Consider the following 26172-nt stretch of genomic DNA (forward strand, 5'->3'; position numbering starts at 1 on the left):
ACGGCAAGGGTCTGTCGAGCTACCCGCACCCCAAGCTCATGCCCGAGTTCTGGCAGTTCCCCACGGTGTCCATGGGCCTGGGCCCGCTGATGGCGATTTACCAGGCGCGCTTTTTGAAATACCTGCACGCCCGCGGCATCGCCAACACCGAGAACCGCAAGGTCTGGGTCTTCTGCGGCGACGGTGAAATGGACGAGGTCGAGTCGCTCGGCGCGATCGGCCTGGCGGCCCGCGAGAACCTCGACAACCTGGTCTTCGTCATCAACTGCAACCTGCAGCGCCTGGACGGCCCGGTGCGCGGCAACGGCAAGATCATCCAGGAGCTCGAAGGCGAGTTCCGCGGCTCGGGCTGGAACGTGATCAAGCTGCTCTGGGGCAGCGAGTGGGACCCGCTGCTGGCGCGCGACAAGGACGGCGCGCTGCGCAAGATCATGATGGACACGGTCGACGGCGACTACCAGGCCTTCAAGGCCAACGACGGCGCCTACGTGCGCAAGCATTTCTTCGGCCGCGACCCCAAGACGCTGGAAATGGTGGCCCACCTCAGCGACAACGACATCTGGAACCTCAAGCGCGGCGGCCACGACCCGCAGAAGGTCTACGCGGCGTACCATAAGGCGGTCAACCACAAGGGCCAGCCGACCGTGCTGCTGATCAAGACCGTCAAGGGTTTCGGCATGGGCAAGTCGGGCGAGGGCAAGAACACGGTGCACCAGACCAAGAAGCTCACCGACGAAGACATCAAGATCTTCCGCGACCGCTTCAACCTGCCGATCCCGGACAGCGAACTCTCCAAGATCCCGTTCTACAAGCCGGCCGACGACACGCCGGAAATGAAGTACCTGCACGAGCGCCGTCAGGCCCTGGGCGGCTACCTGCCCAAGCGTCGCGCCAAGGCCGACGAGCAGTTCACCGTGCCGCCGCTGGAGACCTTCAAGGCCGTGCTCGAGCCGACCGCCGAGGGCCGCGAAATCAGCACGACGCAGGCCTATGTGCGCTTCCTGAACACGCTGCTGCGCGATGCGGCACTCGGCCCGCGCGTGGTGCCGATCCTGGTCGACGAGGCGCGCACCTTCGGCATGGAAGGCCTGTTCCGCCAGATCGGCATCTACAACCCTGCGGGGCAGCAGTACACGCCGGTCGACAAGGACCAGGTCATGTACTACAAGGAAGACAAGGCCGGCCAGATCCTGCAGGAAGGCATCAACGAAGCCGGCGGCATGAGCAGCTGGATCGCAGCGGCCACGAGCTACAGCACGAGCAACCGCATCATGGTGCCGTTCTACGTGTACTACTCCATGTTCGGCTTCCAGCGCATCGGCGACCTGGCCTGGGCGGCCGGCGACATGCAGGCGCGCGGCTTCCTGCTGGGCGGCACCTCCGGGCGCACCACGCTCAACGGCGAAGGCCTGCAGCACGAAGACGGCCACAGCCACATCCTGGCCGGCACCATCCCGAACTGCATCAGCTACGACCCGACCTTCGCGCACGAAGTCGGCGTCATCCTGCACCACGGTTTGAAGCGCATGGTGGAGAAGCAGGACAACGTCTTCTACTACCTGACCCTGCTGAACGAAAACTACGCCATGCCCGGCCTCACGCCCGGCACCGAAGACCAGATCATCAAGGGCATGTACCTCTGCAAAGAGGGCGCCAAGCTCACGCCGCGCGTTCAGTTGCTGGGCTCCGGCACCATCCTGCGCGAATCGATTGCCGCACAGGAACTGCTGGAAAAAGACTGGGGTGTCGCCGCCAACGTATGGAGCTGCCCGAGCTTCAACGAGCTCACGCGCGACGGCCAGGACGCCGAGCGCTGGAACCTCCTGCACCCGACCGAGCCGCAGCGCGTGTCGTTTGTGGCGCAGCAGCTCGAGAAGCACACCGGCCCGGTGGTGGCCTCCACCGACTACATGAAGAACTACGCCGAACAGATCCGGCCCTTCATCCCCAAAGGTCGCACCTACAAGGTGCTGGGCACCGACGGTTTCGGCCGCAGCGACTTCCGCAGCAAGCTGCGCGAGCACTTCGAGATCAACCGCCACTACATCGTGGTGGCCGCGCTCAAGGCGCTGAGCGAAGAGGGCACGGTGCCGGTGGCCAAGGTGGCCGAGGCCATTGCCAAGTACGGCATCAAGGCCGACAAGATCAACCCGCTGTACGCCTGAGACGGCGAGGAGACAAGAACATGGCACTCATGGATGTGATGGTCCCGGACATCGGTGACTTCGACGAGGTGGCGGTGATCGAGCTGCTGGTGAAAGTGGGCGACACGGTCAAGGCCGAGCAGTCGCTGATCACGGTGGAGTCCGACAAGGCGTCGATGGAGATTCCGTCAAGCACGGCCGGCGTGGTGAAGGAAATCAAGGTGGCGCTGGGCGACAAGGTCAAGCAGGGCTCGGTGGTGTTGGTGGTGGAGGCTGCGGGTGCAGCTGCAGCGCCTGCTCCGGTGGCTGCGCCGGCTGCCGCGCCCGTGGCGGCTCCTGCGGCTGCTCCTGCTCAGGCAGCAGCGGCGCCTGCCGCCAGCGGCCCGGTCCAGGTGCTTGTGCCCGACATCGGCGACTTCAAGGACGTCGCGGTGATCGAGGTGCTGGTCAAGCCGGGCGACAAGATCGCGGTTGAGCAAAGCCTGATCACGGTCGAGTCCGACAAGGCGTCGATGGAGATTCCGTCCTCGCATGCCGGTGTGCTCAAGGAGCTCAAGGTCAAGGTGGGTGACACGGTCAACATTGGGGACCTGCTGGCGGTGCTGGAAGGTGCTGTTGCTGGGGCGGGCCCCTCACCCCAGCCCTCTCCCCAGGGGGGCGAGGGAGCCAAACCCGCTGCTGTCGCAGCCGCTGTGGCTGCACCGCAGGCCGCCATCGCTTCGGCGCCTGCAGCACCGGCGCACAACCCCACCGCGACTGCCGCCGTGGGCCTGCCCCACGCCTCGCCTTCGGTGCGCAAGTTCGCGCGCGAACTCGGCGTGCCGCTGGCCGAAGTCAAGGGCTCTGGCCTCAAGGGCCGCATCACCGCCGAAGACATCCAGTCCTTCACGAAGTCGGTGATGACCGGCGCCGTGCAAACGGTCGCGCAAGCGGCCAAGGCCCCGGCGTCCACCGGTGGTGGTGGCTCCGAGCTGGGCCTGATCCCCTGGCCCAAGGTGGACTTTGCCAAGTTCGGCCCGATCGAGCGCAAGGAGATGGGCCGCATCAAGAAGATCAGCGGCGCCAACCTGCTGCGCAACGCCGTGATGATCCCGGCCGTCACCAACCATGACGATGCCGACATCACCGATCTGGAAGCTTTCCGCGTCTCCACCAACAAGGAGAACGAGAAGAGCGGCGTGAAGGTGACGATGCTCGCTTTCCTGATCAAGGCCTGCGTGGCCGCGCTCAAGAAATTCCCCGAGTTCAACAGCTCCCTCGACGGTGACGCGCTGGTCTACAAGCAGTTCTGGCACATCGGCTTTGCGGCCGACACGCCCAACGGCCTGATGGTCCCGGTGATCAAGGACGCCGACAAAAAAGGCGTGCTGCAGATCAGCCAGGAAATGGGCGAACTGGCCAAGAAGGCGCGCGAGGGCAAGCTGAGCCCGGCCGAGATGAGCGGTGCCACCTTCACCATCTCCAGCCTGGGCGGCATCGGTGGGCGCTATTTCACGCCCATCATCAACGCGCCCGAGGTCGCCATCCTGGGCGTGTGCAAGAGCCAGATGGAACCGGTGTGGGACGGCAAGGCTTTTGCGCCGCGCCTCATGCTGCCGCTGTCGCTGACCTGGGATCACCGCGTGATCGACGGCGCTGCGGCGGCGCGCTTCAACGCGTACCTCGGCCAGATCCTCGGCGACTTCCGTCGCGTTCTTCTTTAAGGAATGACGATGGCCATCATTGAAATTCAAGTACCTGACATCGGCGACTTCGACGAAGTGGCGGTGATCGAGTTGCTGGTCAAGCCCGGCGATACCGTCAAGGCGGAGCAAAGTCTGATCACGGTCGAGTCCGACAAGGCTTCGATGGAGATTCCCTCCAGCGCTGCGGGTGTGGTGAAGGAGCTCAAGGTCCAGCTGGGCGACAAGGTCAAGCAGGGCAGTGTGGTGTTGACACTGGAGGCGGCGGGTGATGCCGCTGCGGCGCCTGCCCCCGCGGCCGCTTCTGCACCTGCTGCCGCGGCACCGGCCGCTGCACCCGCTGCGGCGCCTGCGCCAACGGCTTCTGCCTTCGCCGGCTCCGCCGACCTCGAGTGCGACGTGCTCGTTCTCGGCGGTGGCCCGGGCGGCTACAGCGCGGCCTTCCGCGCGGCCGACCTGGGTCTCAAGGTCGTTCTGGTCGAGCGCTACGCCACTTTGGGTGGCGTGTGCCTGAACGTGGGCTGCATCCCGTCCAAGGCGCTGCTGCACGTGGCGGCCGTGATGGACGAGGTCAGCCACATGGCCGACCTGGGCGTGGACTTCGGCCACCCGGTGGTCAACATCGAGAAGCTGCGGGGCCACAAGGAAAAGGTCATCGGCAAGCTCACCGGCGGCCTGGCCGCCATGGCCAAGATGCGCAAGGTCACCACCGTGCGCGGATACGGTGCCTTCGTCGGTGCCCACCACCTGGAAGTGGAAGAAACCAGCGGCACGGCGCAGGAGAAGACCGGCAAGAAGCAGGTGATCGCCTTCAAGAAGGCCATCATTGCCGCCGGCTCACAGGCCGTGCGCCTGCCGTTCATGCCCGAAGACCCGCGCGTGGTCGACAGCACCGGCGCGCTCGCGCTCAAGGCCGTGCCCAAGCGCATGCTGATCCTGGGCGGCGGCATCATCGGCCTGGAAATGGGCACGGTCTACAGCACGCTCGGCGCGCGGCTGGACGTGGTGGAGATGATGGACGGCCTGATGCAGGGCGCCGACCGCGACCTGGTGAAGATCTGGCAGAAGATGAACGCCAAGCGCTTCGACAACATCATGCTCAAGACCAAGACGGTGGGGGCGAAGGCCACACCCGAAGGCATCGAGGTGACGTTTGCGGCGGCCGAGGAGGGTGGTACCGCGCCCGCGCCACAGGTTTATGACCTGGTGTTGCAGGCCGTGGGCCGCACGCCCAACGGCAAGAAGATTGCCGCCGACAAGGCCGGTGTGGCCGTGACCGACCGGGGCTTCATCAACGTCGACATCCAGATGCGCACCAACGTGCCGCACATCTTCGCCATCGGCGACATCGTGGGCCAGCCCATGCTGGCGCACAAGGCGGTGCACGAGGCGCACGTGGCGGCCGAAGTCATTGCCGGTGAACTGCAGGGCAACAAGGAGCTGGCTGCGGCCGCCTTCAATGCCCGCGTGATCCCCAGTGTGGCCTACACCGACCCCGAGGTGGCCTGGGTGGGCCTCACCGAAGACCAGGCCAAGGCGCAAGGCATCAAGGTCAAGAAGGGCCTGTTCCCGTGGACAGCTTCTGGCCGAGCCATTGCGAATGGGCGCGACGAGGGCGTGACCAAGCTGCTGTTCGACGATTCACCCGAGGCCCACGGCCACGGCAAGATCCTGGGCGGTGGCATGGTCGGGACGCACGCGGGCGACATGATCGGCGAGATCGCACTGGCCATCGAGATGGGAGCGGACGCGGTGGACATCGGCAAAACCATTCACCCGCACCCCACGCTGGGCGAGAGCATCGGCATGGCGGCGGAAATCGCGCACGGTTCGTGCACCGACGTGCCGCCTGCGCGGCGCTGATGGAACAGGCCGACCGCCTCAAACGGTCGGCTTGATCTCGATCACGTTGGGGCCAAACGGCACGCCACGCTGCATCGCGGCAACCGTTTCCAGGAGCATCTGTTTTTCCCGCTCAGCGATCTCGGCTCGCAAGGTGTTGATGTTTGCGGCGACGATCGCGGTGATGTTGGCGGGCGTCTTGGCGGCATCCGGATCCGACAGACCGTCGATCAGTACCTGAATCAGCGCATCTGCCCGGTCGGCCTCCAGACCCGTGACCTTGGTGCTTTCGGTGATCAGCGCTCCCAAGCTGTGATTGCCGGCCTGGATCAACCAATGGTTGGTGCCTTGCTGCATGCCCACCGGCTGGGTCAGCATGGTCTGGAGCATGAGCATGTAGGCGGCGGAGCCGATCGGGAGATTCATGCGTTTGCACGCGTCGTTGAGCCAACCCTTGAACGTCTTGGCGTATTCCAGCCAAACGGGGTCCTTCTGGGCGCTGGCCGCCATGTGCACCGACATCAGGCCGGTCCGCAGATGCGCATCGAGCATGCTGTTTGGAACGAGACGGCCCAGCACTTTCAGGGCGTTGGCGCCTGCGTCGAGCACGGGACTTTGGGGGATGCCGAGGAAGGCAGGTGCCACGATGTGGTGAATTTTTCCTTCACGCTCCGTGCGCTCCGGACTCCGAAGGTGCGCCATCAGCATGTAGAGCGCGAACTCGATGTCTGCCACGGTGCGCGGCAAGGTTGTCGCCAGCGCCTCCAGCTGCTGGCCTTCTTCAGGGTTGGCAAGGGTGGCTTCCCGCACGCGCTCGACGCATGATGCCCTCGCTTGTTGTTGTTCAGGCTTGAGGGCGCTGTCAAGCGGGTTCGTGAGCAGGACGGGTTTGAGCAGCAGCTGGGTGGAGTCGTACTGGAATTGGGCGTACATCGAAGGGTCCTTGGTCGGCACAGGAAGGACCTTCAGTCTCTCGCTGCGCAAATGCCGGGACCATCGCTCGGGCAGCCTACGCGCAGGTCGGCGCGGGGCGAGCGTTGTGATCGAAGTGCGGTTCTTGAGGCGTACCGGTGGCCTGTTCAGCCTGGGGCAGTGCGGTGTCGCTGATCAGGGCGTGCGCGAGCTGCCCGCTGTGCCATCTGCAACGGGAACCACACGGCGCGCGCCGTTGAAGCGGGTGCTCCAGTACGACATGCGCATGTCTTCCATGCGCACATGTGAGCCGGCTCGCGGGGAGTGAATGAACTTTCCCTCGCCCACATAAATGCCCACGTGGCTGAACGCTCGGCGCATGGTGTTGAAGAAAACCAGGTCACCGGGTTTGAGCTCGCTCCGGTCGATCTCCTGAGTCGCAGCCGCCTGTTCGTCCGATCGGCGGGGCAGGATTTTCCCGATCGATTGCTCGTACACCGCTCGCACAAATCCGCTGCAATCGAAGCCGGTCTCCACCGTGTTGCCGCCGTATTTGTACGGGACACCCAGAAAGGCCATGGCGTTGATCACCAGACTGGAGGCCTGATCGCCCACGCTGTGACGGGCGCTTTGGAACTGGTCCCCCAGGCGGGCCATGAGGCCTTTTTCAACCAGCAAAGCGTCCATGTCCTCGAACGCGGCGTCCGGCGGAGCGGCGTGGACCGCCGCCGACAGGCTCACCAAAAGGACTGCAAAGAAGTGACGCATGCCGCGCAGGGTATCGGCGTTACCTTGGCAAGTCAAGCGAGAAATGGTCTGCAAATGCTTGATTTTGTTGGTGTTTGCTCGGGGTGCATCGCACGCGGTCCGCCGGGCTGCGATGGACGACCGTTCACCGCATTGGTCCGCGTGAAATCCCAACTGCCCGTGTGCAAGAAGTGGAGCGGCGGATTTTTAATTGAACGATGTTCAAATTTATGATGACAGGTTTAAAAATTCACCGCATCAGATGGCACGGGCTAAACTGCCGTCATGGAAGTCCAGCTGCACGAACTCACCCCGGTCATGACGGCGGCCGAGCGCGAAGCCGCCGAGCGCCAGCAGCAGCAACGCCAACAGCGCCAGCTCGCCATGTCCGACACGCGGCGCGCTTTGGTGTTGGACTCAGCACGCAGCGTGTTCGCAGAGAAGGGCGTCGAGGGCGCGAGCATCCGCGAAATCGCTCGCCGGGCGGGTTACACCCCGGGGGCGATTTACAGCTATTTCGACAGCAAGGAGGCGATTTATGCAGCCCTGCTGGCCGAATCGCTGGAGCGGCTCAATGCCGAGGTGGCCGCCGCGCGTTCATTCCCATCGCAACCCCAACTCACGCTCGCGGCCAAGGCGCAAGCCTGGTTCGGGTATTGCGCCCGCAGCCCGCGCGACCTCGATCTGGGCTTTTACCTGGTGCAGGGCCTGGCAGCCCATGGACTGGCCGGTGATCTCGCCCGGCAGCTCAACGGTCGTTTGCAGGATGCGCTGCGCCCCTGCGAGGTCGCGCTGCAGGGCATGGGACTTTCGATGGAAGTCGCCTTGCGCGAGAACACCGCGCTCTTCGCCCACGGTGTGGGTTTGCTGTTGCTGCACCGCACGGGTCGCATGGGGCTGCTCGGGCAGTCGGCCGAATCGATGTTTGCGACGTACGTGGAGCTGCTGATCGAGCGGTTCAATCCTGGCACCCTGGCGCCATCACGGCGGCGGGACCAGGCAGACTTGTTCGGTCTTTGACGGCCGGCGCAACGGCGGCGCACGCCGCGCTGCGAAAATCGGCGCTCCCGAATCCCGGAACGATACAAGAAAGACATGCATGCTGCTGGACGCTGACGACTCCCAACTGGTGCTGGTGGACTACCAGACCCGCCTGATGCCGGCCATTTATGAAGGCCCCCAGGTGCTCGCCAACGCCGTGCGCCTGGCCCGCATGGCCGAGCTGCTCGAAGTGCCCACCTGGGGCACCGAACAAAACCCCGAGAAGCTCGGACCCAACCCGCCGGAGCTGCGCGGACTGTGCCGCAAGACCCTGGCCAAGATGCACTTCAGTGCCGTGTCCGACGGCCTGGGTGACTGGTTGCGTCCTCCAGCCCGTCCAGCTCAAGGCGGTGGCAACGCACGCAGCCTGCCCAAGAACCTGCAAAAACCCGCCGCTGCACCCGCCGCCGAGCGCCAGACGGTGGTGCTTGCTGGCTGCGAAGCGCATGTGTGCCTGCTGCAGACCGCGCTGGAGCTGATCGAGCAGGAGTTCGACGTCTGGGTGGTGACCGACGCCTGTGGTTCGCGCACCGAGCGCAACCGGGACGCCGCCTTTGACCGACTCGCCAGCGCCGGCGCCGAACTCGTGACCACCGAGATGGTGGCCTTCGAATGGCTGCGCACGGCAGACCACCCGCTGTTTCGCGACGTGCAGGCGCTGATCAAGTAGGCCCCTGGGACATGCGCAAGGGGGGTGCTCCTGGCGCATGTCAGCCTGTCGCAAGCCGGTTGCTCATAATTATGAATTCAGTTTGAGTGCAGACCACCACCACGCCAGCAGGAGACGTTCATGAGTCAAGCCCAGGGTTACGCCGAGTTCTACCGCCGTTCCATCGAAGACCGCGACGCGTTCTGGACCGAACAGGCCGCCCTGGTGGAATGGAAGAAGCCGTTTGACCGCGTCTGCAACCACGACAACCCGCCGTTTGCGCGTTGGTTCGAAGGTGGTCTCACCAACCTGTGCCACAACGCGGTGGACCGCCACCTGAAGGACCGGGCCGACCAGAACGCGCTGATCTTCGTGTCCACGGAAACCGACGTGGAGCGCAGCTACAGCTTTCGCGAGTTGCACGCCGAGGTGCAGCGCATGGCGGCGGTCCTGCTCAGCCTGGGCGTGAAGAAGGGCGACCGAGTCCTGATCTACATGCCGATGATTCCTGAAGCCGCGTTCGCCATGCTGGCCTGCGCGCGCATCGGCGCCATCCATTCGGTGGTGTTCGGCGGCTTTGCCAGCCACTCGCTGGCCAGTCGCATCGAAGACGCCTCCCCCGTGGTCATCGTCAGTGCCGACGCCGGTTCGCGCGGTGGCAAGGTGGTGGAGTACAAGCCCCTGCTGGATGAAGCCATCCGCCTCTCGGCGCACAAGCCCGCGCAGGTGGTGATGGTGAACCGCGGTCTGGCGCCGATGAAGCTCACGGCCGGGCGCGACGTGGACTACGCCAGCGCACGCGACCAGCACCTGGACACCGTGGTGCCCTGCGAATGGGTCGACGCCACCCACCCGAGCTACACGCTCTACACCAGCGGCACCACCGGCAAACCCAAGGGCGTGCAGCGCGACACCGGTGGCTACGCCGTCGCCTTGGCCGCGAGCATGAAGCACGTCTTCATGGGCGAGCCCGGTGAAACCTACTTCTCCACCAGCGACATCGGCTGGGTGGTGGGCCACAGCTACATCGTGTACGGCCCGCTGATCGCCGGCATGGCCACCATCATGTACGAGGGTTTGCCCATCCGGCCCGATGCCGGCATCTGGTGGCACCTGGTGGAAAAGTACAAGGTCAGCGTCATGTTCAGCGCGCCCACGGCGGTGCGCGTGCTCAAGAAGTACGACGCCTCGTTCATCAAGGACCACGACCTTTCCAGCCTCAAGGCCTTGTTCCTGGCGGGCGAACCGCTGGACGAACCGACCGCGCAATGGATCGCCGACGCCCTGGGCAAGCCCATCATCGACAACTACTGGCAGACCGAAACCGGCTGGCCCATCTTGTCGCTGTGCAACGGCGTTGAGCCGGCCAACAGCAAGTTCGGATCGCCCGGGCGCGCGGTGTATGGCTACAACGTGAAGCTGCTCGACGACCAGACCGGCGCCGAACTCACCGAGCCAGGGCAAAAAGGGGTGGTCGCCATTGAAGGGCCGTTGCCGCCCGGGTGCATGCAGACCGTGTGGCGTGACGATGAGCGCTTCGTCAAGACCTACTGGTCCAGCGTGCCCGGGAAGCTGGTCTACAGCACCTTCGACTGGGGCATCAAGGACGAGGACGGTTACTTCTTCATCCTCGGCCGCACCGACGACGTGATCAACGTGGCGGGCCATCGCCTGGGCACGCGCGAGATCGAAGAAAGCATTTCCAGCCATCCGCGTGTGGCCGAGGTGGCGGTGGTCGGTGTGGCCGATGAACTCAAGGGCCAGGTGGCCATGGCGTTTGCCGTGGTCAAGGACGCCGCCACCCTGACCGACGACGCCTCGCGCCTGAAGCTCGAAGGCGAGGTGATGAAACTGGTGGACGAACAACTCGGCGCGGTGGCGCGGCCGGCGCGGGTGCGGTTTGTCTCGGTGCTGCCCAAAACCCGCAGCGGCAAACTGCTGCGTCGGGCCATCCAGGCCGTGTGCGAAGGGCGCGACCCGGGCGACCTGACCACCATGGACGACCCGGCTGCGCTGCAGCAGATCCGGGATCTGCTGGCCTGAGGGCCTTGCAGGGCCGCCGCCCGGATTGCTGACCGGGTCGCGGCATGGTCGTTTTCGGGCTTTCTAAGTATGATCCATGCTTATATTCACACGAGCGATGGGTGCCATGGACAAGATGATCGAATCCGAAGGCCAGGTGGAGCGGGTGCGGGTTTTTGAACTCGCTGCCGAGCTCTTTGGCGTGCTGGCCACCCCCATGCGGCTGCGCATCCTCAGCGCGCTGTGTGACCGCGAGAAGTCGGTGTCGCAGCTGTTGCAAGAGATCGACACCACCCAGCCCAACCTGTCGCAACACCTGAACCTGCTCTACCGCTCGGGCGTGTTGGCCAAGCGCAAGGACGGCACTCAGGTGATCTACCGGGTGCAGAGCGAAAAGGCGGTGATGTTGTGCCGCACTGTGTGCACACAGATCGCGATCGAGATCGACGAGCCCAGCGCCGTGCCGCCTTCAGAGCGGCTTTCACCCCGGGTGACATCCTGACGTCATCGCGCTGTCGCCAAACCTTTTTCCTCACGCGCGGCCCAAGGTGGCACAATCCCGAGTTGCAGTCAGGTCCTTCCACAGTCACTGTCGCATCCGCATAACGGTCAAGCCGTGCAGCGGAAGGTTTTTCTAACCAGCTAATGTTTCCTGCAGGGAAACGGAGGTCAGCGGATTTATGAGCGATTCCCAAGCCAATGGGGGCAACGTCTATGTTGCCTACAAGACCAACTCGTACCTCTTCGGCGGCAATGCGCCGTACGTGGAAGAGATGTACGAGAACTACCTCGCCAACCCCGGCAGCGTGCCGGACAACTGGCGCAGTTATTTCGATGCACTGCAACACGTGCCCGCCGGCGATGGGTCTGATGCCCGCGACGTTCCCCACCAGCCCGTCATCAACGCTTTTGCCGACCGCGCCAAGCAGGGTGGCACCAAAGTCGTCATCGCCGCTGGCGCCGACTCCGACCTGGGCCGCAAGCGCGTTGCCGTCCAGCAGCTGATTGCTGCTTACCGCAACGTGGGTGCCCGCTGGGCCGACCTCGATCCGCTCAAGCGCGCTGAGCGCGACAACATTCCCGAACTCGATCTGGCGTTCTACGGCTTTGCAGACGCCGATCTGGAAACCATCTTCAACACGAGCAACACCTTCTTCGGCAAGGAGACGATGTCCCTGCGCGAGTTGCTCAATGCCCTGCGTGAAACCTACTGCGGCTCCATCGGCGCCGAGTACATGTACATCACCGACCAGAGCCAGAAGCGCTGGTGGCAGGAGCGTCTGGAGAGCACGCGCTCCAAGCCGGCCTACAACGCCGAGAAGAAGAAACACATCCTCGATCGCCTGACCGCGGCCGAAGGCCTCGAGCGTTTCCTGCACACGAAGTACGTCGGCCAGAAGCGCTTTTCGCTCGAAGGTGGCGAGAGCTTCATCGCGTCCATGGACGAACTGATCCGCCAGGCGGGCCAGGTCGGCATCCAGGAAATCGTGATCGGCATGGCCCACCGTGGCCGCCTGAACGTGCTGGTGAACACCCTGGGCAAGATGCCCAAGGACCTGTTCGCCGAGTTCGACCACACCGCGCCCGAAGACCTGCCTTCCGGCGACGTGAAATACCACCAGGGCTTCAGCTCCGACGTGACCACCCCCGGCGGGCCGGTCCATCTCTCGCTGGCGTTCAACCCCTCGCACTTGGAGATCGTCAACCCCGTGGTGGAAGGCTCGGTGCGCGCCCGCATGGACCGCCGTGGCGATCCGCTGGGCAAGCAGGTGCTGCCGGTGCTGGTGCACGGCGACGCGGCCTTTGCCGGCCAGGGCGTGGTGATGGAAACGCTGGCGCTGGCCGAGACGCGTGGTTACTCCACCGGTGGCACGGTGCATCTGGTGATCAACAACCAGATCGGTTTCACCACCTCCGACCCGCGCGACAGCCGCTCCACGCTGTATTGCTCCGACGTCGTCAAGATGATCGAGTCGCCGGTGCTGCACGTGAACGGCGACGACCCCGAGGCCGTGGTGTACGCCACCCAGCTCGCGCTTGAATTCCGCATGGCCTTCCAGAAAGACGTGGTGGTCGACATCGTGTGCTTCCGCAAGCTGGGCCACAACGAGCAGGACACCCCGAGCCTGACCCAGCCGCTGATGTACAAGAAGATCGCGGCCCACCCCGGCACGCGCAAGCTGTACGCCGACAAGCTGGTCGCGCAGGGCCTGGGCGAGTCGATCGGTGACGACATGGTCAAGGCCTACCGCGCTGCGCTGGACGACGGCCGCCACACGGTGGACCCGGTGCTCACCAACTTCAAGAGCAAGTTCGCGGTCGACTGGAGCCCCTACCTCAACAAGAAGTGGACCGACAGCTCCGACTCCGCCATCCCCATGGCCGAGTGGAAGCGCCTGTCGGAACGCCTCACCACGATCCCCGACACCATCTCGCCACACCAGTTGGTGAAGAAGGTGTACGCCGACCGCGCGGCCATGGGCCGTGGCGAGATTCCGGTGGACTGGGGCATGGGCGAGCACATGGCGTTTGCCTCGCTGGTGGCCAGCGGCTTCCCGGTGCGCCTCTCGGGTGAAGACTGCGGCCGCGGCACCTTCACGCACCGCCACGCCGTGATTCACGACCAGAACCGCGAGAAGTTCGACGAGGGCACCTACGTGCCGCTGCAGAACGTGGCCGACAACCAGGCTCCGTTCGTGGTGATCGATTCCATCCTGTCCGAAGAAGCGGTGCTGGCCTTCGAGTACGGCTACGCCTCCAACGACCCGAACACGCTGGTGATCTGGGAAGCGCAGTTCGGCGACTTCGTCAACGGCGCGCAGGTCGTGATCGACCAGTTCATCGCCTCCGGTGAAGTGAAGTGGGGCCGTGTCAACGGCATCACGCTGATGCTGCCGCACGGCTACGAAGGTCAGGGCCCGGAGCACAGCTCGGCGCGCCTGGAGCGCTTCATGCAGATGGCGGCCGACACCAACATGCAGATCGTGCAGCCCACCACGGCCAGCCAGATCTTCCATGTGCTGCGTCGCCAGATGATCCGTGGGCTGCGCAAGCCGCTGATCATCTTCACGCCCAAGTCGCTGCTGCGGAACAAGGACGCGACCTCGCCGCTGTCCGAGTTCACCAAAGGCGGTTTCCAGACCGTGATCCCCGACCAGAACGCCGATGTGGCGAAGAAGGCCGAGAAGGTCAAGCGCGTCATCTGCTGCTCGGGCAAGGTGTACTACGACCTGGTGAAGAAGCGCGAGGAGCGCGAATCCGACGACGTGGCCATCATCCGTGTGGAGCAGCTCTACCCGTTCCCGCACAAGGTGTTTGGTGCCGAACTGCGCAAGTACCCCAACGCCACCGACATCGTGTGGTGCCAGGACGAGCCGCAAAACCAGGGCGCCTGGTTCTTTGTGCAGCACTACATCCACGAGAACATGCTCGACGGACAGAAGCTCGGCTACGCCGGTCGCGCCGCCTCCGCCTCGCCGGCGGTGGGTTACTCGCACCTGCACCAGGAACAGCAGAAGAACCTGATCGACGCCGCCTTCGGCAAGCTCAAGGGCTTCATCCTCACCAAGTAAGCCGCTGCTGCCGCCCGGCCCGCGGATGTTGAATCCCGGGTCGGCTGGCTCAGCGCAGTCCGAAACAAACAGGTAGAAGAAACATGGCAATCGTAGAAGTCAAAGTTCCGCAGCTCTCCGAATCGGTGGCCGAAGCCACCATGCTGCAGTGGAAGAAGAAGGTCGGCGACGCGGTGGCGGTCGACGAGATCCTGATCGAGATCGAGACCGACAAGGTCGTGCTGGAAGTGCCGGCGCCTTCGGCCGGTGTGCTGGTTGAAGTGCTGCAGGGCGATGGCGCCACCGTGGCGGCCGAGCAATTGATCGCGCGCATCGACACTGCGGCCGTGGCCGGTGCTGTTGCGCCCGCCGTGGCGGCAGCGCCTGCCTCCGCTCCAGCCCCGGCTGCAGCGGCCGCTGCCGTGGCCTCCACCAGCAAAGCCGGCGTGGCCATGCCCGCCGCCGCCAAGCTGATGGCCGACAACAACCTGGCCTCGGGCTCGGTGGCCGGCACCGGCAAAGACGGCCGCGTGACCAAAGGCGATGTGCTCTCCGCCGTGGCCGCACCCAAACCAGCGGTAGCCGCGCCCGTGGCCATTCCCACCGGCGCGCCCGCCAAGGTGCTGCCGCAGGTGCCGGTGGTCGCGCCTGATCTGGGTGACCGCCCTCAAGAGCGCGTGCCCATGACCCGCCTGCGTGCCCGCGTGGCCGAGCGCCTGCTGCAATCGCAGTCGACCAACGCCATCCTGACCACCTTCAACGAAATCAACATGGCCCCGGTCATGGAGATGCGCAAGAAGTTCCAGGAGAAGTTCGAGAAGGAACACGGCGTCAAGCTCGGCTTCATGAGCTTCTTCGTCAAGGCCGCGGTGCACGCGCTCAAGAAGTACCCCATCCTGAACGCCTCGGTCGATGGCAACGACATCGTCTACCACGGCTTCTTCGACATCGGTATCGCAGTGGGTTCGCCGCGCGGCCTGGTGGTGCCGATCCTGCGCAACGCCGACCAGATGAGCTTTGCCGACATCGAGAAGAAGATCGCCGAATACGGCCAGAAGGCCAAGGACGGCAAGCTCGGCATCGACGAGATGACCGGGGGCACCTTCTCCATTTCCAACGGCGGCACCTTCGGCTCGATGATGTCCACCCCCATCATCAACCCGCCGCAGTCGGCCATCCTGGGCGTGCACGCCACCAAGGACCGCGCGATGGTGGAAAACGGCCAGGTCGTCGTTCGCCCCATGAACTACTTCGCCATGTCCTACGACCACCGCATCATCGACGGCCGCGAAGCCGTGCTGGGCCTGGTGGCGATGAAAGAGGCGCTGGAAGACCCAGCCCGCCTGTTGTTCGACATTTGACCGGCAACCCCCTCTGCCAACGCCCCGACAGGGGCGTTGGCCTTTTGAATTCAGGAATCCAACATGTCCCAAACATTTGACGTCGTCGTCATTGGCGGTGGCCCCGGTGGCTACATCGCCGCCATCCGCGCAGCCCAACTCGGTTTCAAGGTCGCCTGCATCGACGAATGGAAAAACGCCGCTGGCGGCCCGGCCCCGGGCGGCACCTGCACCAACGTCGGCTGCATCCCGTCCAAGGCGTTGCTGCAATCGTCGGAGCACTTCGACCACGCCAACCACCACTTCGCCGACCACGGCATCACCGCCACCAACGTCAAGATCGACATCGCCAAGATGATCGGCCGCAAAGACACCGTGGTGAAGCAGAACAACGACGGCATCCTGTACCTGTTCAAGAAGAACAAGATCTCGTTCTTCCACGGCCGCGGCTCGTTCGCCAAGGCGGTGGAAGCCGGCTACGAAATCCAGGTCACGGGCGCCAAGGAAGAGCTGCTGACCGCACGCCAGATCATCGTGGCCACCGGCTCCAACGCGCGCGCCTTGCCCGGCACGCCGTTCGACGAAGAGACGGTCCTGTCCAACGACGGCGCGCTGCGTCTGGGTGCCGTGCCCAAGAAGATGGTGCTGATCGGCTCCGGCGTGATCGGCCTGGAAATGGGTTCGGTCTGGCGCCGGCTGGGCTCGGATGTGACCATTCTTGAAGGCCTGCCCACGTTCCTGGGTGCGGTGGACGAGCAGATCGCCAAGGAAGCCAAGAAGGCGTTCGACAAGCAGGGTCTGAAGATCGAGCTGGGCGTGAAGGTCGGCGAGATCAAGACCACCAAAAAGGGCGTGAGCGTGGCCTACACCAACGCCAAGGGCGAAGCCCAGTCGCTGGACGCCGACAAGCTCATCGTCTCCATCGGTCGCGTGCCCAACACCATCGGCCTCAACGCCGAAGCGGTGGGCCTGCAGCTGGACGAGCGCGGCGCCATCGTGGTGGACGCCGAATGCCGCACCAACCTCAAGGGTGTGTGGGCGGTGGGTGACGTGGTGCGCGGCCCGATGCTGGCGCACAAGGCGGAAGAAGAGGGCGTGGCCGTGGCCGAGCGCATCGCCGGCCAGCACGGCCATGTGAACTTCAACACCATCCCCTGGGTGATCTACACCAGCCCCGAGATCGCCTGGGTGGGCGAGACCGAGCAGCAGCTCAAGGCGCGTGGCGCCGCGTACAAGGCCGGCACCTTCCCATTTCTGGCCAACGGCCGCGCGCGTGCGCTGGGCGACACCACCGGCATGGTCAAGTTCCTGGCCGATGCCGTCTCTGACGAGATTCTGGGCGTGCACATCGTCGGCCCGCAGGCCAGCGAGCTGATCGCCGAAGCCGTGGTGGCCATGGAATTCAAGGCCAGCGCCGAAGACATCGCGCGCATCTGCCACGCGCACCCCTCGCTGTCGGAGGCGACGAAAGAAGCCGCGCTGGCGGTGGACAAGCGCACGTTGAACTTCTGAACCGGCACTGGTCTTGAGCGTTCGCAGCACCTACGAAGCCGCGCTGAAAGAGCGCGGCTACACAACCGATCCCGCCCAGCAGCGTGCCATCGACGCGCTGGAGCGGTGCGCCACCGAGTGGGCGGAATACAAACAGCGCCGTTCCAACTCGCTCAAAAAGCTCTTCATCAAGCCCGAGATTCCGCGCGGCGTGTACATGTTCGGCGGCGTGGGCCGGGGCAAAAGCTTCTTGATGGATTGTTTCTTCAACGCGGTGCCGCTCAAGCGCAAAACGCGCCTGCACTTTCACGAGTTCATGCGCGAGGTGCACCGCGAACTGCGCGAGTTGCAGGGCACGGTGAATCCGCTGGACGAGCTGGGCCTGCGGATCGCCAAGCGTTACAAGCTGATCTGCTTTGACGAGTTCCACGTGGCGGACGTGACCGACGCCATGATCCTGCACCGCCTGCTGGATGCGTTGTTCAAGGCCGGCGTGGGTTTCGTCACCACGTCGAACTTCCACCCGGACGGCCTCTACCCCGACGGCTTGCACCGCGACCGCATCCTCCCCGCCATCGAGCTGCTCAAGGAGCGGCTGGAGGTGCTGAGCGTGGACAACGGCACCGACTACCGCCAGCGCACCCTCAACCACATCGAGCTCTACCACTGCCCGCTGGGGCCACAGGCCGATGCGTCGATGGAGGCCACCTTCAACGAGCTGGCTGAAGCGGGTGACCAGGATCCCGTGATGCAGATCGAGTCGCGCCAGATCCGGGCCGTGCGCCGGGCCGGCGGCGTGATCTGGTTCGATTTCTGCACCCTGTGTGGCGGGCCGCGTTCACAGAACGACTACCTGGAAATCGCCACCCAGTTCCACACGGTGATGCTGTCCAACGTGCCGCAGATGCAGGTGCGTCAGGCGTCGGAGGCGCGGCGATTCACCTGGCTGATCGACGTGCTCTACGACCGCCGCGTCAAGCTGGTCATGTCGGCTGCCGTGCAACCCGAAGCGCTGTACCTCGAAGGGCCCATGTCGCATGAATTTCCGCGCACGGTCTCCCGCTTGAGCGAAATGCAATCGGAGGAGTTCCTGGCCCTGGAGCACCGGCTGGTGGACACCGGTTTGACGTGACGATTGGCGTTGACAGCGAAGCCCGCTGCGCGGGATTCAGCTCAGCGGCTCCAGCTTCACGATCACGATCGACAGGTTGTCGCCTGCGCCCTTGGCACGCGTGCGCGCCTTCTGGATCAGGAACTCGCAAGCCTCGCGCGGCGACAGCATGGCGATCGTGCTGGCCAGTTCTTCGGGCGTGAAGTAGTGCCACACGCCGTCGCTGCAGGCCATCAGCGCCTCGCCTGGCGTGAGTTGCGGCACCACGTGCAGATCCACCGGCGGGTCGTTCTCGGTGCCCAGGCAACCCATGAGGATGTTGGCGTGCGGGTGGTCCAGGGCTTCCTGCTCGCTCAGCTCGCCCTGGTTGACCAGGGTCTGCACGTACGAGTGGTCCATGGTGCGAAACACCATGCGGCCGTTGCGGAAGTGGTAGATCCGCGAGTCGCCGGCGTGCACCCAGTGGCTCTCACCGTCGGGGTCGATCAGGAAGGCGGCGATCGTGCTGTGCGGCTCCTGTTCGGCCGACACGGCGGTGAGCTTGATCACCAGGTGCGACTCTTCAACGATCTGGCGCAGCAAGGCAGACGCGTCGTCGGTGTCCGGGTCGTAACGCTCGAACAGCTGACGCGCCGTGAGCATCACCTGATCCGACGCCTTGCGACCGCCACTGCGTCCGCCCATGCCGTCGGCCAGCACGGCCAGCATGCAACTGCCGTGGCGTGGGTGGTTCAGCAGGCACACCTGGTCTTGCTGGTAGTCGCGGTCTCCCCGGTGGATGCCGGTGGAAGCCTGGATGCGGTAGCCTTTGGACATATGAATCAGTCGTTGTTCGGGTGCCGTTGGTTGCACGCAATGGTATCCAGTTATGTCCCCGCGGTACCTCACCGCCCGTGCGCCTTTGCACGCCGCTGGCGTGGTTGATCTGGTTCAATGCGTGGCGGCTGCCTTTGCCGCCGAAGGCCCACGCTCGGTGTCGCGCCCCGGACTTCGTCCCCGGCCGGGCCAGCTCGACATGGCGCTGGCCGTGGCGCAGGCCCTGCAGGCCGGCGAGCATCTGGCGGTGGAGGCGGGCACCGGTGTCGGCAAGACCTTTGCCTACCTCGTGCCGGTGCTGCTGAGCGGGCAACGCGCACTGCTGTCGACGGCCACGCAGGCCCTGCAAGACCAGCTGTTCACGCGCGACATTCCTGCGGTGTCCCGCGCGCTGGGTCTGCCGGTGCGCGCGGCGCTGCTCAAAGGGCGCTCCAGCTACTTGTGCCTGCACCGGCTGGAGCTGGCCAGGACGGTCGGTTCGTCCGCGCAACGCGACCCGGCCGTGGCCGCTGGACTGGAACAGGTGCAGCGCTGGGCGCGCCTCACCCGCAGCGGTGATGTGGGCGAGCTGGACGGGCTGGACGAACGCTCGCCGCTGCGCCCCCTGATCACATCCACCCGCCACAACTGCGTGGGCGCCACATGCCCGCAGGCCGCAGCCTGTCACGTCAACCTGGCCCGCCGCCAGGCGCGGGAGGCCGACTGGGTGGTGATCAACCACCACCTCTTTTTTGCCGACCAGGTCATTCGCGAGGCCGAAGCCGTGGACTGGTTGCCCGAGACCGGCGTGGTGGTGCTGGATGAAGCGCACCGGCTCAACGACACGGGCGTGCAGCTGTTGTCCCGGTCCATCGCCTCGGACCACCTGCACGACCTCGCGCGCGAAATCGGCGTGCAGGGCAACGCCCGGGCCCGCGGGCTGAGACCCTGGGCACACCTGGCGCTCAGCCTCGAACAAGCTTGCCGCGCCCTGGGCTCGGTGCCTCGAGACACCGCCACCCAGAGCCGCAGCGCGTGGACCGACGCAACACCTGGCGGGCTGGCTCCTGATGCCTGGCTGCGGGCGGTCACGGGTCTCGATCAGGCGTTGGCGGCTGCGCTGGAGGCCGTGTCGGCCACCGCCCCGAGTGCGGCTGAGCTCGCCCGTCTGCTCGAGCGCATCAAGGCGCTGCAGGGCACCTGGAGCCACCTGGCGCCGGGCGGGCCGAGCCCGGCGGATGCCGCCAGCGTGCGTTGGATGGAGTGGGGCGTCGACCGCGCCTGGCGCATGGTGCGCGCGCCGTTGGACAGCGCCGCCCGCTTCAGCAGGCTGGTGCCCGATGCAGGCCGCGGTGATCGAAGCTGGATCTTCGCCTCGGCCACGCTCGGCCACGACGACGCGCTGAGCTGGTTCACGCGAGGCTTGGGCCTGGCGGATCACAGCACCGTGCGCACCTTGCGGGTGGCCAGTCCGTTTGACCACGGCCAGCAAGCCTCGGTCTATGTGCCGCACGACCTGCCCGAGCCGTCCGAGGCCGCGCACACACCCGAGCTGGCACGGCGGGTGGCGCAGTGGGCCACGCGTCTGGGTGGACGCACCTTGGTGCTCACCACCACCCTGCGCGCGGTGTCGCGCATGGCCGAAGCCTTGAACGAACAGGTGCTCCTCGGTCGTTGTGCGCCGGTACGGGTGCTGGCCCAAGGGCGCCTGTCCCGTGCAGCCTTGCTGGCGCGGTTCAGGGCGGCCGCTTCGACGCCGCAGGGCGCCATCCTGGTGGCCTCGGCCTCATTCTGGGAAGGTGTGGATCTCGCTGGAGATGCGCTGCAGTTGCTCGTGATCGACAAGCTGCCGTTTTCCTCGCCCGACGATCCCCTCACCGCCGCCCGCGCCGCTCGCCTGGAAGCGCAGGGCTTGAATCCGTTTGGAGAGGCCTACCTGCCAGAGGCAGCCATGGCCTTGAAGCAGGGAGCCGGTCGTTTGATACGAACCGAAGCCGACCGCGGCGTGCTGGTCATCGGTGACCGCCGCCTCGTCACGCGGAGCTATGGCCTTCCGTTGCTGGCCAGCCTGCCACCGATGCGCCGTCTGGTTGACGAAGCCGACATGAGCGCGGCACTGGACGCACTCGCACTCACCAGATCTTCCACCAGGGATCGCTTGCTGTCTTGAAACCCTGGCTCAGGTATTCGCTTTTCGGATAGTTGGTCTGCATCACGCGGCGCGCGTCATCGCGCAGCTGGGTCATGCCCAGCGCGTCGTAGGCGCGCACCATGATGAACAGGGCTTCCTCGAGTGCGGGTGCGTCGTTGTACTCGTTGAGCGCGGTTTGTGCACGGTTGATGGCCGCCACGTGCGCGCCGCGGCTCAGGTAGTAGCGGGCGACATGCACTTCGTACTGGGCCAGCGAATTGACGATGTAGGTCATGCGCAGGCGAGCGTCCGGGGTGTAGCGCGAGTCCGGAAAGCGTGTGCTCAACTCCCGGAAGGCTTCGAACGATTCCTTGGCGGCCTTCTGGTCGCGCTCCGAGAGGTCTTGCCGCGCGATCGCACCGAACAGGCCGAGGTTGTCGTTGAAGTTCACCAGGCCTTTGAGGTAGAGCGCGTAGTCCATGGCCGGGCTGGCGGGGTGCAGCTTCTGGAAGCGCTCGATGGCGGCAAGTGCCTGGGCAGGCTCGCCGGCCTTGTAGTGGGTGTAGGCCTTGTCCAGCTGGGCCTGTTGGGCCAGCGGTGTGCCCGCTGCGCGACCTTCGAGCTTGCCGAGCAAGGTCACCGAGCGCTCGTAGTTGCCGGCGGAGCGCTCTTCGGTGGCTTCGCTGTAGATCCGGTTGGGACTCCAGTTGGCGGTTTCGTCCACGGGTTTGGTGCTGCCGCAAGCGCTGAGCGTGAGCGCAGCGCCCAGTGAACACGCGGCCAGAGCCGATAATCTCATCGTCAACATAACAAACTCACCTTCACAACGGACCGACGGATTGAAAGCGCAAAGTATATCGACGGGGGGTGCGTCGGACGGTCTGCCGGCAGACGCGGCCCATGACACAGCCACGGCCGCCGATGAATGGGCGCTTGAAGTCGAAAGGCGCATTTGTGAGGTTCCGGTCGGCATGCACGGCTGGCGCATCGACCGCGCGCTGGCCCAGCTGATTCCAGAGTTCTCCCGTTCTTACCTGCAGCAGCTCATGGCCGACGGCGCCGTGCAGGTGCGGGGCGTGCCCCAGAGCAAGGCATCGGCGCGCATCGCGGCCGGTGATCAGCTGCATGTGGAGCTGCGGCCCACCCAGCAAGCACAGGCCTTCGTGCCCGAGGCCATCGCGCTGGATGTGGTGTTCGAGGATGCGGATCTCCTCGTCATCCACAAACCGGCTGGCCTGGTGGTGCACCCAGCCGCCGGCAACTGGACCGGGACGCTGCTCAACGGCTTGCTGGCGCACCACGCCGGCGCCGCGAGCCTGCCGCGCGCGGGCATCGTGCACCGGCTCGACAAGGACACCTCGGGTCTGATGCTGGTGGGCAAGAGCCGCCAGGCGGTGGAAGCGCTGGTGCGCGCCATCGCCGCGCGCGAGGTGAGCCGGCAATACCTCGCACTGGCCCATGGGCGCTGGAAGGGCATGGAAGACCAGCACGTGGATCAACCGATCGGACGCGATGTGCACAACCGTCTGCGCATGGCGGTGGTACGGGTCGAGGGGGGCAGCAGCAAGACCGCGCAGACCACGGTGCGCCTGCTCGACACCTGCGACCAGGCCAGCCTGGTGGCCTGCAAGCTGCACACCGGGCGCACCCACCAGATCCGGGTTCACATGGCCTGGCTTGCACATCCGCTGGTGGGCGACACGCTGTACGGCGGTCGGGCGCTGTGGGGCATGACCCGGCAATCCCTGCACGCGGCGCGGCTGGAGCTCAGGCACCCCGTCAGTGGCCAGCCCCTGTTGTTCCGTTCCGAGCCGCCGGCCGACATGTTGCTGGCGCTCGAATCCAGCGGGCTCCATTACAATGCGAGCGGCTGGGACAGCGACTCGGCGGCTTGAATCCGCATCACCCGACGCGGGTGGTTTGCGCAAGACCTCTCACCCCCGACCTTCGTCCAGCCGCCCGATTTCAACGCCCGACCGAGAACCCTTGTCCGGGCTCTGCAGGATCCAGCCGATTCGCCCCGACCCGACGGTCGCGCCCGCATGCTGCATGGCCTGCGGCTCCATCGCACCGTTCGCCTTTCGCCCCGTCCCGGTTGCCCACCGGGTTTTGACTGACAGACACCATGAACACCACGGATGCCAAGCGTGTCCTCGAGACGGCATTGATCTGCGCGCCCCAGCCGCTGTCGGTGCGGGAACTCGGCACGCTGTTCGACATGGAAGTGTCGGCCGACACGCTCAAAACCTTGCTGGCCGATCTGCAGCTCGAATGGACCGGGCGCGGCGTGGAACTGGTGCAGGTGGCCACGGGCTGGCGCTTCCAGAGCCGCCCGGAACTGCGTCCCTACCTGGACCGGCTGCACCCTGAAAAGCCGCCGCGCTACAGCCGCGCTGCCATGGAGACGCTGGCCATCATTGCCTACCGCCAGCCGGTGACGCGCGGCGACATGGAAGACATCCGCGGTGTGACCATCAATTCGCTGATCATCAAACAACTTGAAGACCGGGGCTGGATTGAAGTGATCGGCCACCGCGAAACCGTGGGCCGGCCGGCCCTGTTCGCCACCACACGCCAGTTCCTCGATGACCTCGGGCTGGCCTCGCTGGACCAGTTGCCGCCCCTGGACGGCAGCGAGGTGCAGGAGTCCGCGCTGGACCGGCTCGATTTTGAATCGCTGGCGAACAGCTTGCCGTCCGATCCGCCCGATCTGGATGCACCCGAATCAGACCTGCTCGTGGTGGCCGACCCCCTGGCCGCCGACCCGATTTCCCCGCCCTCCGACCCGCAGTTGTTGGAACCGTCCACCCAGGAAGACCATGACCCCGGATCAAACTCCCCCCAACCCGACTGAGCTCGACCCCACCGCCGAGGTGCCTGCGGTCCGGCCCAAGCCCGCGCCACCACACCCCGAGCCCGAGGTGCTGCGATTCGACGACGTCGTCAGCGGAGCATTCGACGCCGAGCAGGAGCAGGAGTTGCCAGCGCTGCCCGTGAAGCGCGTGCTCTCGCCGCAGGCCGAGTCGCCCAAGCTGCACAAAGTGCTGGCGCAGGCCGGCATGGGCTCGCGGCTGGAGATGGAGCAACTGATCCTCGAAGGCCGCATCTCGGTCAACGGTGAGCCGGCCCACGTCGGCCAGCGCATCCAGATCGGCGATGTGATCAAGGTCAACGGCAAACCGGTGCGCGTGCGCATGACACCGCTCCCGCCACGCGTGCTGGCCTACCACAAGCCTGCGGGCGAAGTGGTGTCGCACGACGACCCGCAAAACCGGCCCACGGTGTTTCGCCGTCTGCCCAAGCTGATGCAGGGCAAGTGGCAGTCGGTTGGCCGGCTCGATCTGAACACCGAAGGCCTGCTGCTGCTCACCAGCTCCGGTGAACTGGCCAACCGGCTGATGCACCCGCGCTTTGGCTTGCAGCGCGAATACGCGGTGCGGGTGCTCGGTGCGCTGTCGAACGACGAAAAGGCCCGCCTGCTCGACGGTGTGCGGCTGGACGACGGCATGGCCCAGTTCGCTTCCATCGAAGACGGTGGTGGTGAGGGCGCCAACTGCTGGTACCGCGTGACGATCGGTGAAGGTCGCAACCGCGAGGTTCGCCGCATGTTTGAAGCGGTGGGCCATGCGGTCAGCCGCCTGATCCGCATCCGCTACGGCGCCATGATGCTGCCGCGCGGTCTCAAGCGCGGCGCCTGGATCGAGCTTGACGAGCGCGACATCGCGCGCCTGACGGCCGCGGCCGGCATGCCCGGCGCCGACGAGGAGGGCGCCCGCCCACCGCGTCCCGGTGGCCGCCATCCGGCGCAGCGCGGAAAACAGGGCCCTCGATCGGGTCGCACGCAAGGCAAACCGCCCGGCAGCCGCGGTGAGAGCCCTGGCTTTGGCGATCGGCGCAGCAGCGGTTACGGCATGGGCGGCGCACCGACCGGTCCCGGCGGCAAAGGCCGAGGCGCCAAGCCCGGCACCAGCACGGGCGGTCGCGGGCCGGGCGGCGGAGCTTCGCAGCCCGATCCCATGAAAACCTCGTTCGGCTACATCGGGCAGGATGCCCTGCAGCGCAGGCGCGAGCAGGAAGCCGGGCGCGGCAGCGCACCCGGTGGCGCGCGCCGCCGCGGCGGAGGTGGTGGCGGTGGTCGCACTGGCGGGCGCTGAACCCACTCGGCTCTTCCCCGCGCGTCACGGCCGAGCGACACGACCAATGTAGAATCATGGGCTTTGCGGGGTGCCCCAAACCCCGACAGATTCACCCACAAAACCTCAGGATTTCCATGGCCATCGAACGCACTCTCTCCATCATCAAGCCCGACGCCGTTGCCAAGAACGTGATCGGCCAGATCTACGCCCGCTTTGAAGCCGCTGGCCTGAAGGTTGTGGCTGCCCGCATGGCCCACCTGTCGCGCGGCGAAGCCGAAGCGTTCTACGCGGTGCACAAGGCCCGTCCCTTCTTCAAGGACCTGGTGGACTTCATGATCTCCGGCCCCGTGATGATCCAGGCCCTGGAAGGCGAAGGCGCGATCGCCAAGAACCGCGACCTGATGGGCGCGACCGACCCGAAGAAAGCCGACGCCGGCACGATCCGCGCCGACTTCGCCGACAGCATCGACGCCAACGCCGTGCACGGCTCGGACGCCCCCGAGACCGCCGCCGCTGAAATCGCGTTTTTCTTCGCCGGTCTCAACGTTTACTCGCGCTGAGCCAGCGCGCTGACCATG

20 protein-coding genes are annotated in these 26172 nt (G+C 65.6%); 16 read left to right on the forward strand and 4 right to left on the reverse strand.

Translation table 11 applies throughout. The features are described 5' to 3' along the window. From aceE to lpdA (Q1W68_RS04355), 3 genes are all read left to right on the forward strand, one after another. Positions 1-2165, forward strand: a 2165-nt coding sequence (gene aceE, locus Q1W68_RS04345; RefSeq protein ID WP_300715682.1) for a pyruvate dehydrogenase (acetyl-transferring), homodimeric type, incomplete at its 5' end; no start/stop codon positions are given. Between the two features lie 20 nt (positions 2166-2185). Continuing rightward, the gene (aceF, locus tag Q1W68_RS04350) at positions 2186-3847 is read left to right on the forward strand and encodes a dihydrolipoyllysine-residue acetyltransferase (protein ID WP_300715683.1); all 1662 of its coding nucleotides are present in this window, start codon (positions 2186-2188) and stop codon (positions 3845-3847) included. Positions 3848-3856: 9 nt separating this feature from the next. Then, positions 3857-5689 (forward strand): dihydrolipoyl dehydrogenase, encoded by a 1833-nt coding sequence (gene lpdA, locus Q1W68_RS04355; RefSeq protein ID WP_300715685.1) that lies wholly within the window; start codon positions 3857-3859, stop codon positions 5687-5689. Positions 5690-5707: 18 nt separating this feature from the next. Here the strand turns inward: lpdA (Q1W68_RS04355) and Q1W68_RS04360 are convergent, their stop codons facing one another. Further along, the gene (locus Q1W68_RS04360) at positions 5708-6601 is read right to left on the reverse strand and encodes a hypothetical protein (protein ID WP_300651298.1); all 894 of its coding nucleotides are present in this window, start codon (positions 6599-6601) and stop codon (positions 5708-5710) included. A 174-nt stretch (positions 6602-6775) separates the two neighbouring features. After that, the gene (locus Q1W68_RS04365; RefSeq protein WP_300651301.1) at positions 6776-7348 is read right to left on the reverse strand and encodes a C40 family peptidase; all 573 of its coding nucleotides are present in this window, start codon (positions 7346-7348) and stop codon (positions 6776-6778) included. A gap of 264 nt (positions 7349-7612) precedes the next feature. Here Q1W68_RS04365 and Q1W68_RS04370 point away from each other — a divergent pair, with 264 nt between their 5' ends. The 8 genes from Q1W68_RS04370 to zapE all read left to right on the forward strand — a co-directional run bounded on the left by Q1W68_RS04370 (position 7613) and on the right by zapE (position 18553). After that, the gene (locus Q1W68_RS04370) at positions 7613-8347 is read left to right on the forward strand and encodes a TetR/AcrR family transcriptional regulator (RefSeq protein WP_300651296.1); all 735 of its coding nucleotides are present in this window, start codon (positions 7613-7615) and stop codon (positions 8345-8347) included. A 79-nt stretch (positions 8348-8426) separates the two neighbouring features. Continuing rightward, positions 8427-9038, forward strand: coding sequence for an isochorismatase family protein (locus tag Q1W68_RS04375; RefSeq protein WP_300651293.1), 612 nt, complete (start codon positions 8427-8429; stop codon positions 9036-9038). A 75-nt stretch (positions 9039-9113) separates the two neighbouring features. Further along, positions 9114-11060, forward strand: coding sequence for a propionate--CoA ligase (locus Q1W68_RS04380; RefSeq protein ID WP_300715711.1), 1947 nt, complete (start codon positions 9114-9116; stop codon positions 11058-11060). Between the two features lie 106 nt (positions 11061-11166). Beyond that, positions 11167-11541 carry a metalloregulator ArsR/SmtB family transcription factor gene (locus tag Q1W68_RS04385; RefSeq protein WP_300661704.1) on the forward strand — a complete coding sequence of 125 codons (375 nt, stop codon included), beginning with the start codon at positions 11167-11169 and terminating at the stop codon, positions 11539-11541. A 178-nt stretch (positions 11542-11719) separates the two neighbouring features. Next, positions 11720-14611 carry a 2-oxoglutarate dehydrogenase E1 component gene (locus tag Q1W68_RS04390; protein WP_300715686.1) on the forward strand — a complete coding sequence of 964 codons (2892 nt, stop codon included), beginning with the start codon at positions 11720-11722 and terminating at the stop codon, positions 14609-14611. Positions 14612-14694: 83 nt separating this feature from the next. Continuing rightward, positions 14695-15951, forward strand: a complete 1257-nt coding sequence (odhB, locus tag Q1W68_RS04395) for a 2-oxoglutarate dehydrogenase complex dihydrolipoyllysine-residue succinyltransferase (protein WP_300715687.1) — start codon at positions 14695-14697, stop codon at positions 15949-15951. 63 nt (positions 15952-16014) lie between these two features. Next, a complete protein-coding gene (lpdA, locus tag Q1W68_RS04400) occupies positions 16015-17442 on the forward strand; it encodes a dihydrolipoyl dehydrogenase (RefSeq protein WP_300715688.1) in 1428 nt (475 codons plus the stop codon). A gap of 13 nt (positions 17443-17455) precedes the next feature. Continuing rightward, positions 17456-18553 carry a cell division protein ZapE gene (zapE, locus tag Q1W68_RS04405; protein ID WP_300653132.1) on the forward strand — a complete coding sequence of 366 codons (1098 nt, stop codon included), beginning with the start codon at positions 17456-17458 and terminating at the stop codon, positions 18551-18553. Positions 18554-18589: 36 nt separating this feature from the next. Here the strand turns inward: zapE and Q1W68_RS04410 are convergent, their stop codons facing one another. Continuing rightward, entirely contained in the window at positions 18590-19348 is a 759-nt protein-coding gene (locus Q1W68_RS04410) for a protein phosphatase 2C domain-containing protein (RefSeq protein WP_300653133.1), read from the reverse strand. Positions 19349-19400: 52 nt separating this feature from the next. Between Q1W68_RS04410 and Q1W68_RS04415 the strand changes: the two genes are divergently transcribed. Beyond that, the gene (locus Q1W68_RS04415) at positions 19401-21497 is read left to right on the forward strand and encodes an ATP-dependent DNA helicase (protein ID WP_300653136.1); all 2097 of its coding nucleotides are present in this window, start codon (positions 19401-19403) and stop codon (positions 21495-21497) included. Here Q1W68_RS04415 and Q1W68_RS04420 read toward each other — a convergent pair. Further along, complete coding sequence (locus tag Q1W68_RS04420; RefSeq protein WP_300653139.1) at positions 21460-22266, reverse strand: outer membrane protein assembly factor BamD; 807 nt, start codon at positions 22264-22266, stop codon at positions 21460-21462. The genes Q1W68_RS04415 and Q1W68_RS04420 overlap by 38 nt on opposite strands. A 73-nt stretch (positions 22267-22339) precedes the next feature. Between Q1W68_RS04420 and Q1W68_RS04425 the strand changes: the two genes are divergently transcribed. The 4 genes from Q1W68_RS04425 to ndk all read left to right on the forward strand — a co-directional run bounded on the left by Q1W68_RS04425 (position 22340) and on the right by ndk (position 26154). Next, positions 22340-23353 carry an RluA family pseudouridine synthase gene (locus Q1W68_RS04425; protein WP_300715713.1) on the forward strand — a complete coding sequence of 338 codons (1014 nt, stop codon included), beginning with the start codon at positions 22340-22342 and terminating at the stop codon, positions 23351-23353. A gap of 230 nt (positions 23354-23583) precedes the next feature. Next, a complete protein-coding gene (gene scpB, locus Q1W68_RS04430) occupies positions 23584-24312 on the forward strand; it encodes an SMC-Scp complex subunit ScpB (RefSeq protein WP_300715689.1) in 729 nt (242 codons plus the stop codon). Next, complete coding sequence (locus Q1W68_RS04435; RefSeq protein WP_300653145.1) at positions 24278-25612, forward strand: pseudouridine synthase; 1335 nt, start codon at positions 24278-24280, stop codon at positions 25610-25612. Before scpB ends, Q1W68_RS04435 begins: the two co-directional genes overlap by 35 nt. 116 nt (positions 25613-25728) lie before the next feature. Further along, positions 25729-26154, forward strand: a complete 426-nt coding sequence (gene ndk, locus Q1W68_RS04440) for a nucleoside-diphosphate kinase (protein ID WP_056277714.1) — start codon at positions 25729-25731, stop codon at positions 26152-26154. Positions 26155-26172 lie beyond the last annotated feature (18 nt).

The sequence above is a fragment of the Hydrogenophaga sp. genome, from assembly GCF_030158645.1.
Lineage (GTDB): Bacteria > Pseudomonadota > Gammaproteobacteria > Burkholderiales > Burkholderiaceae_C > Hydrogenophaga.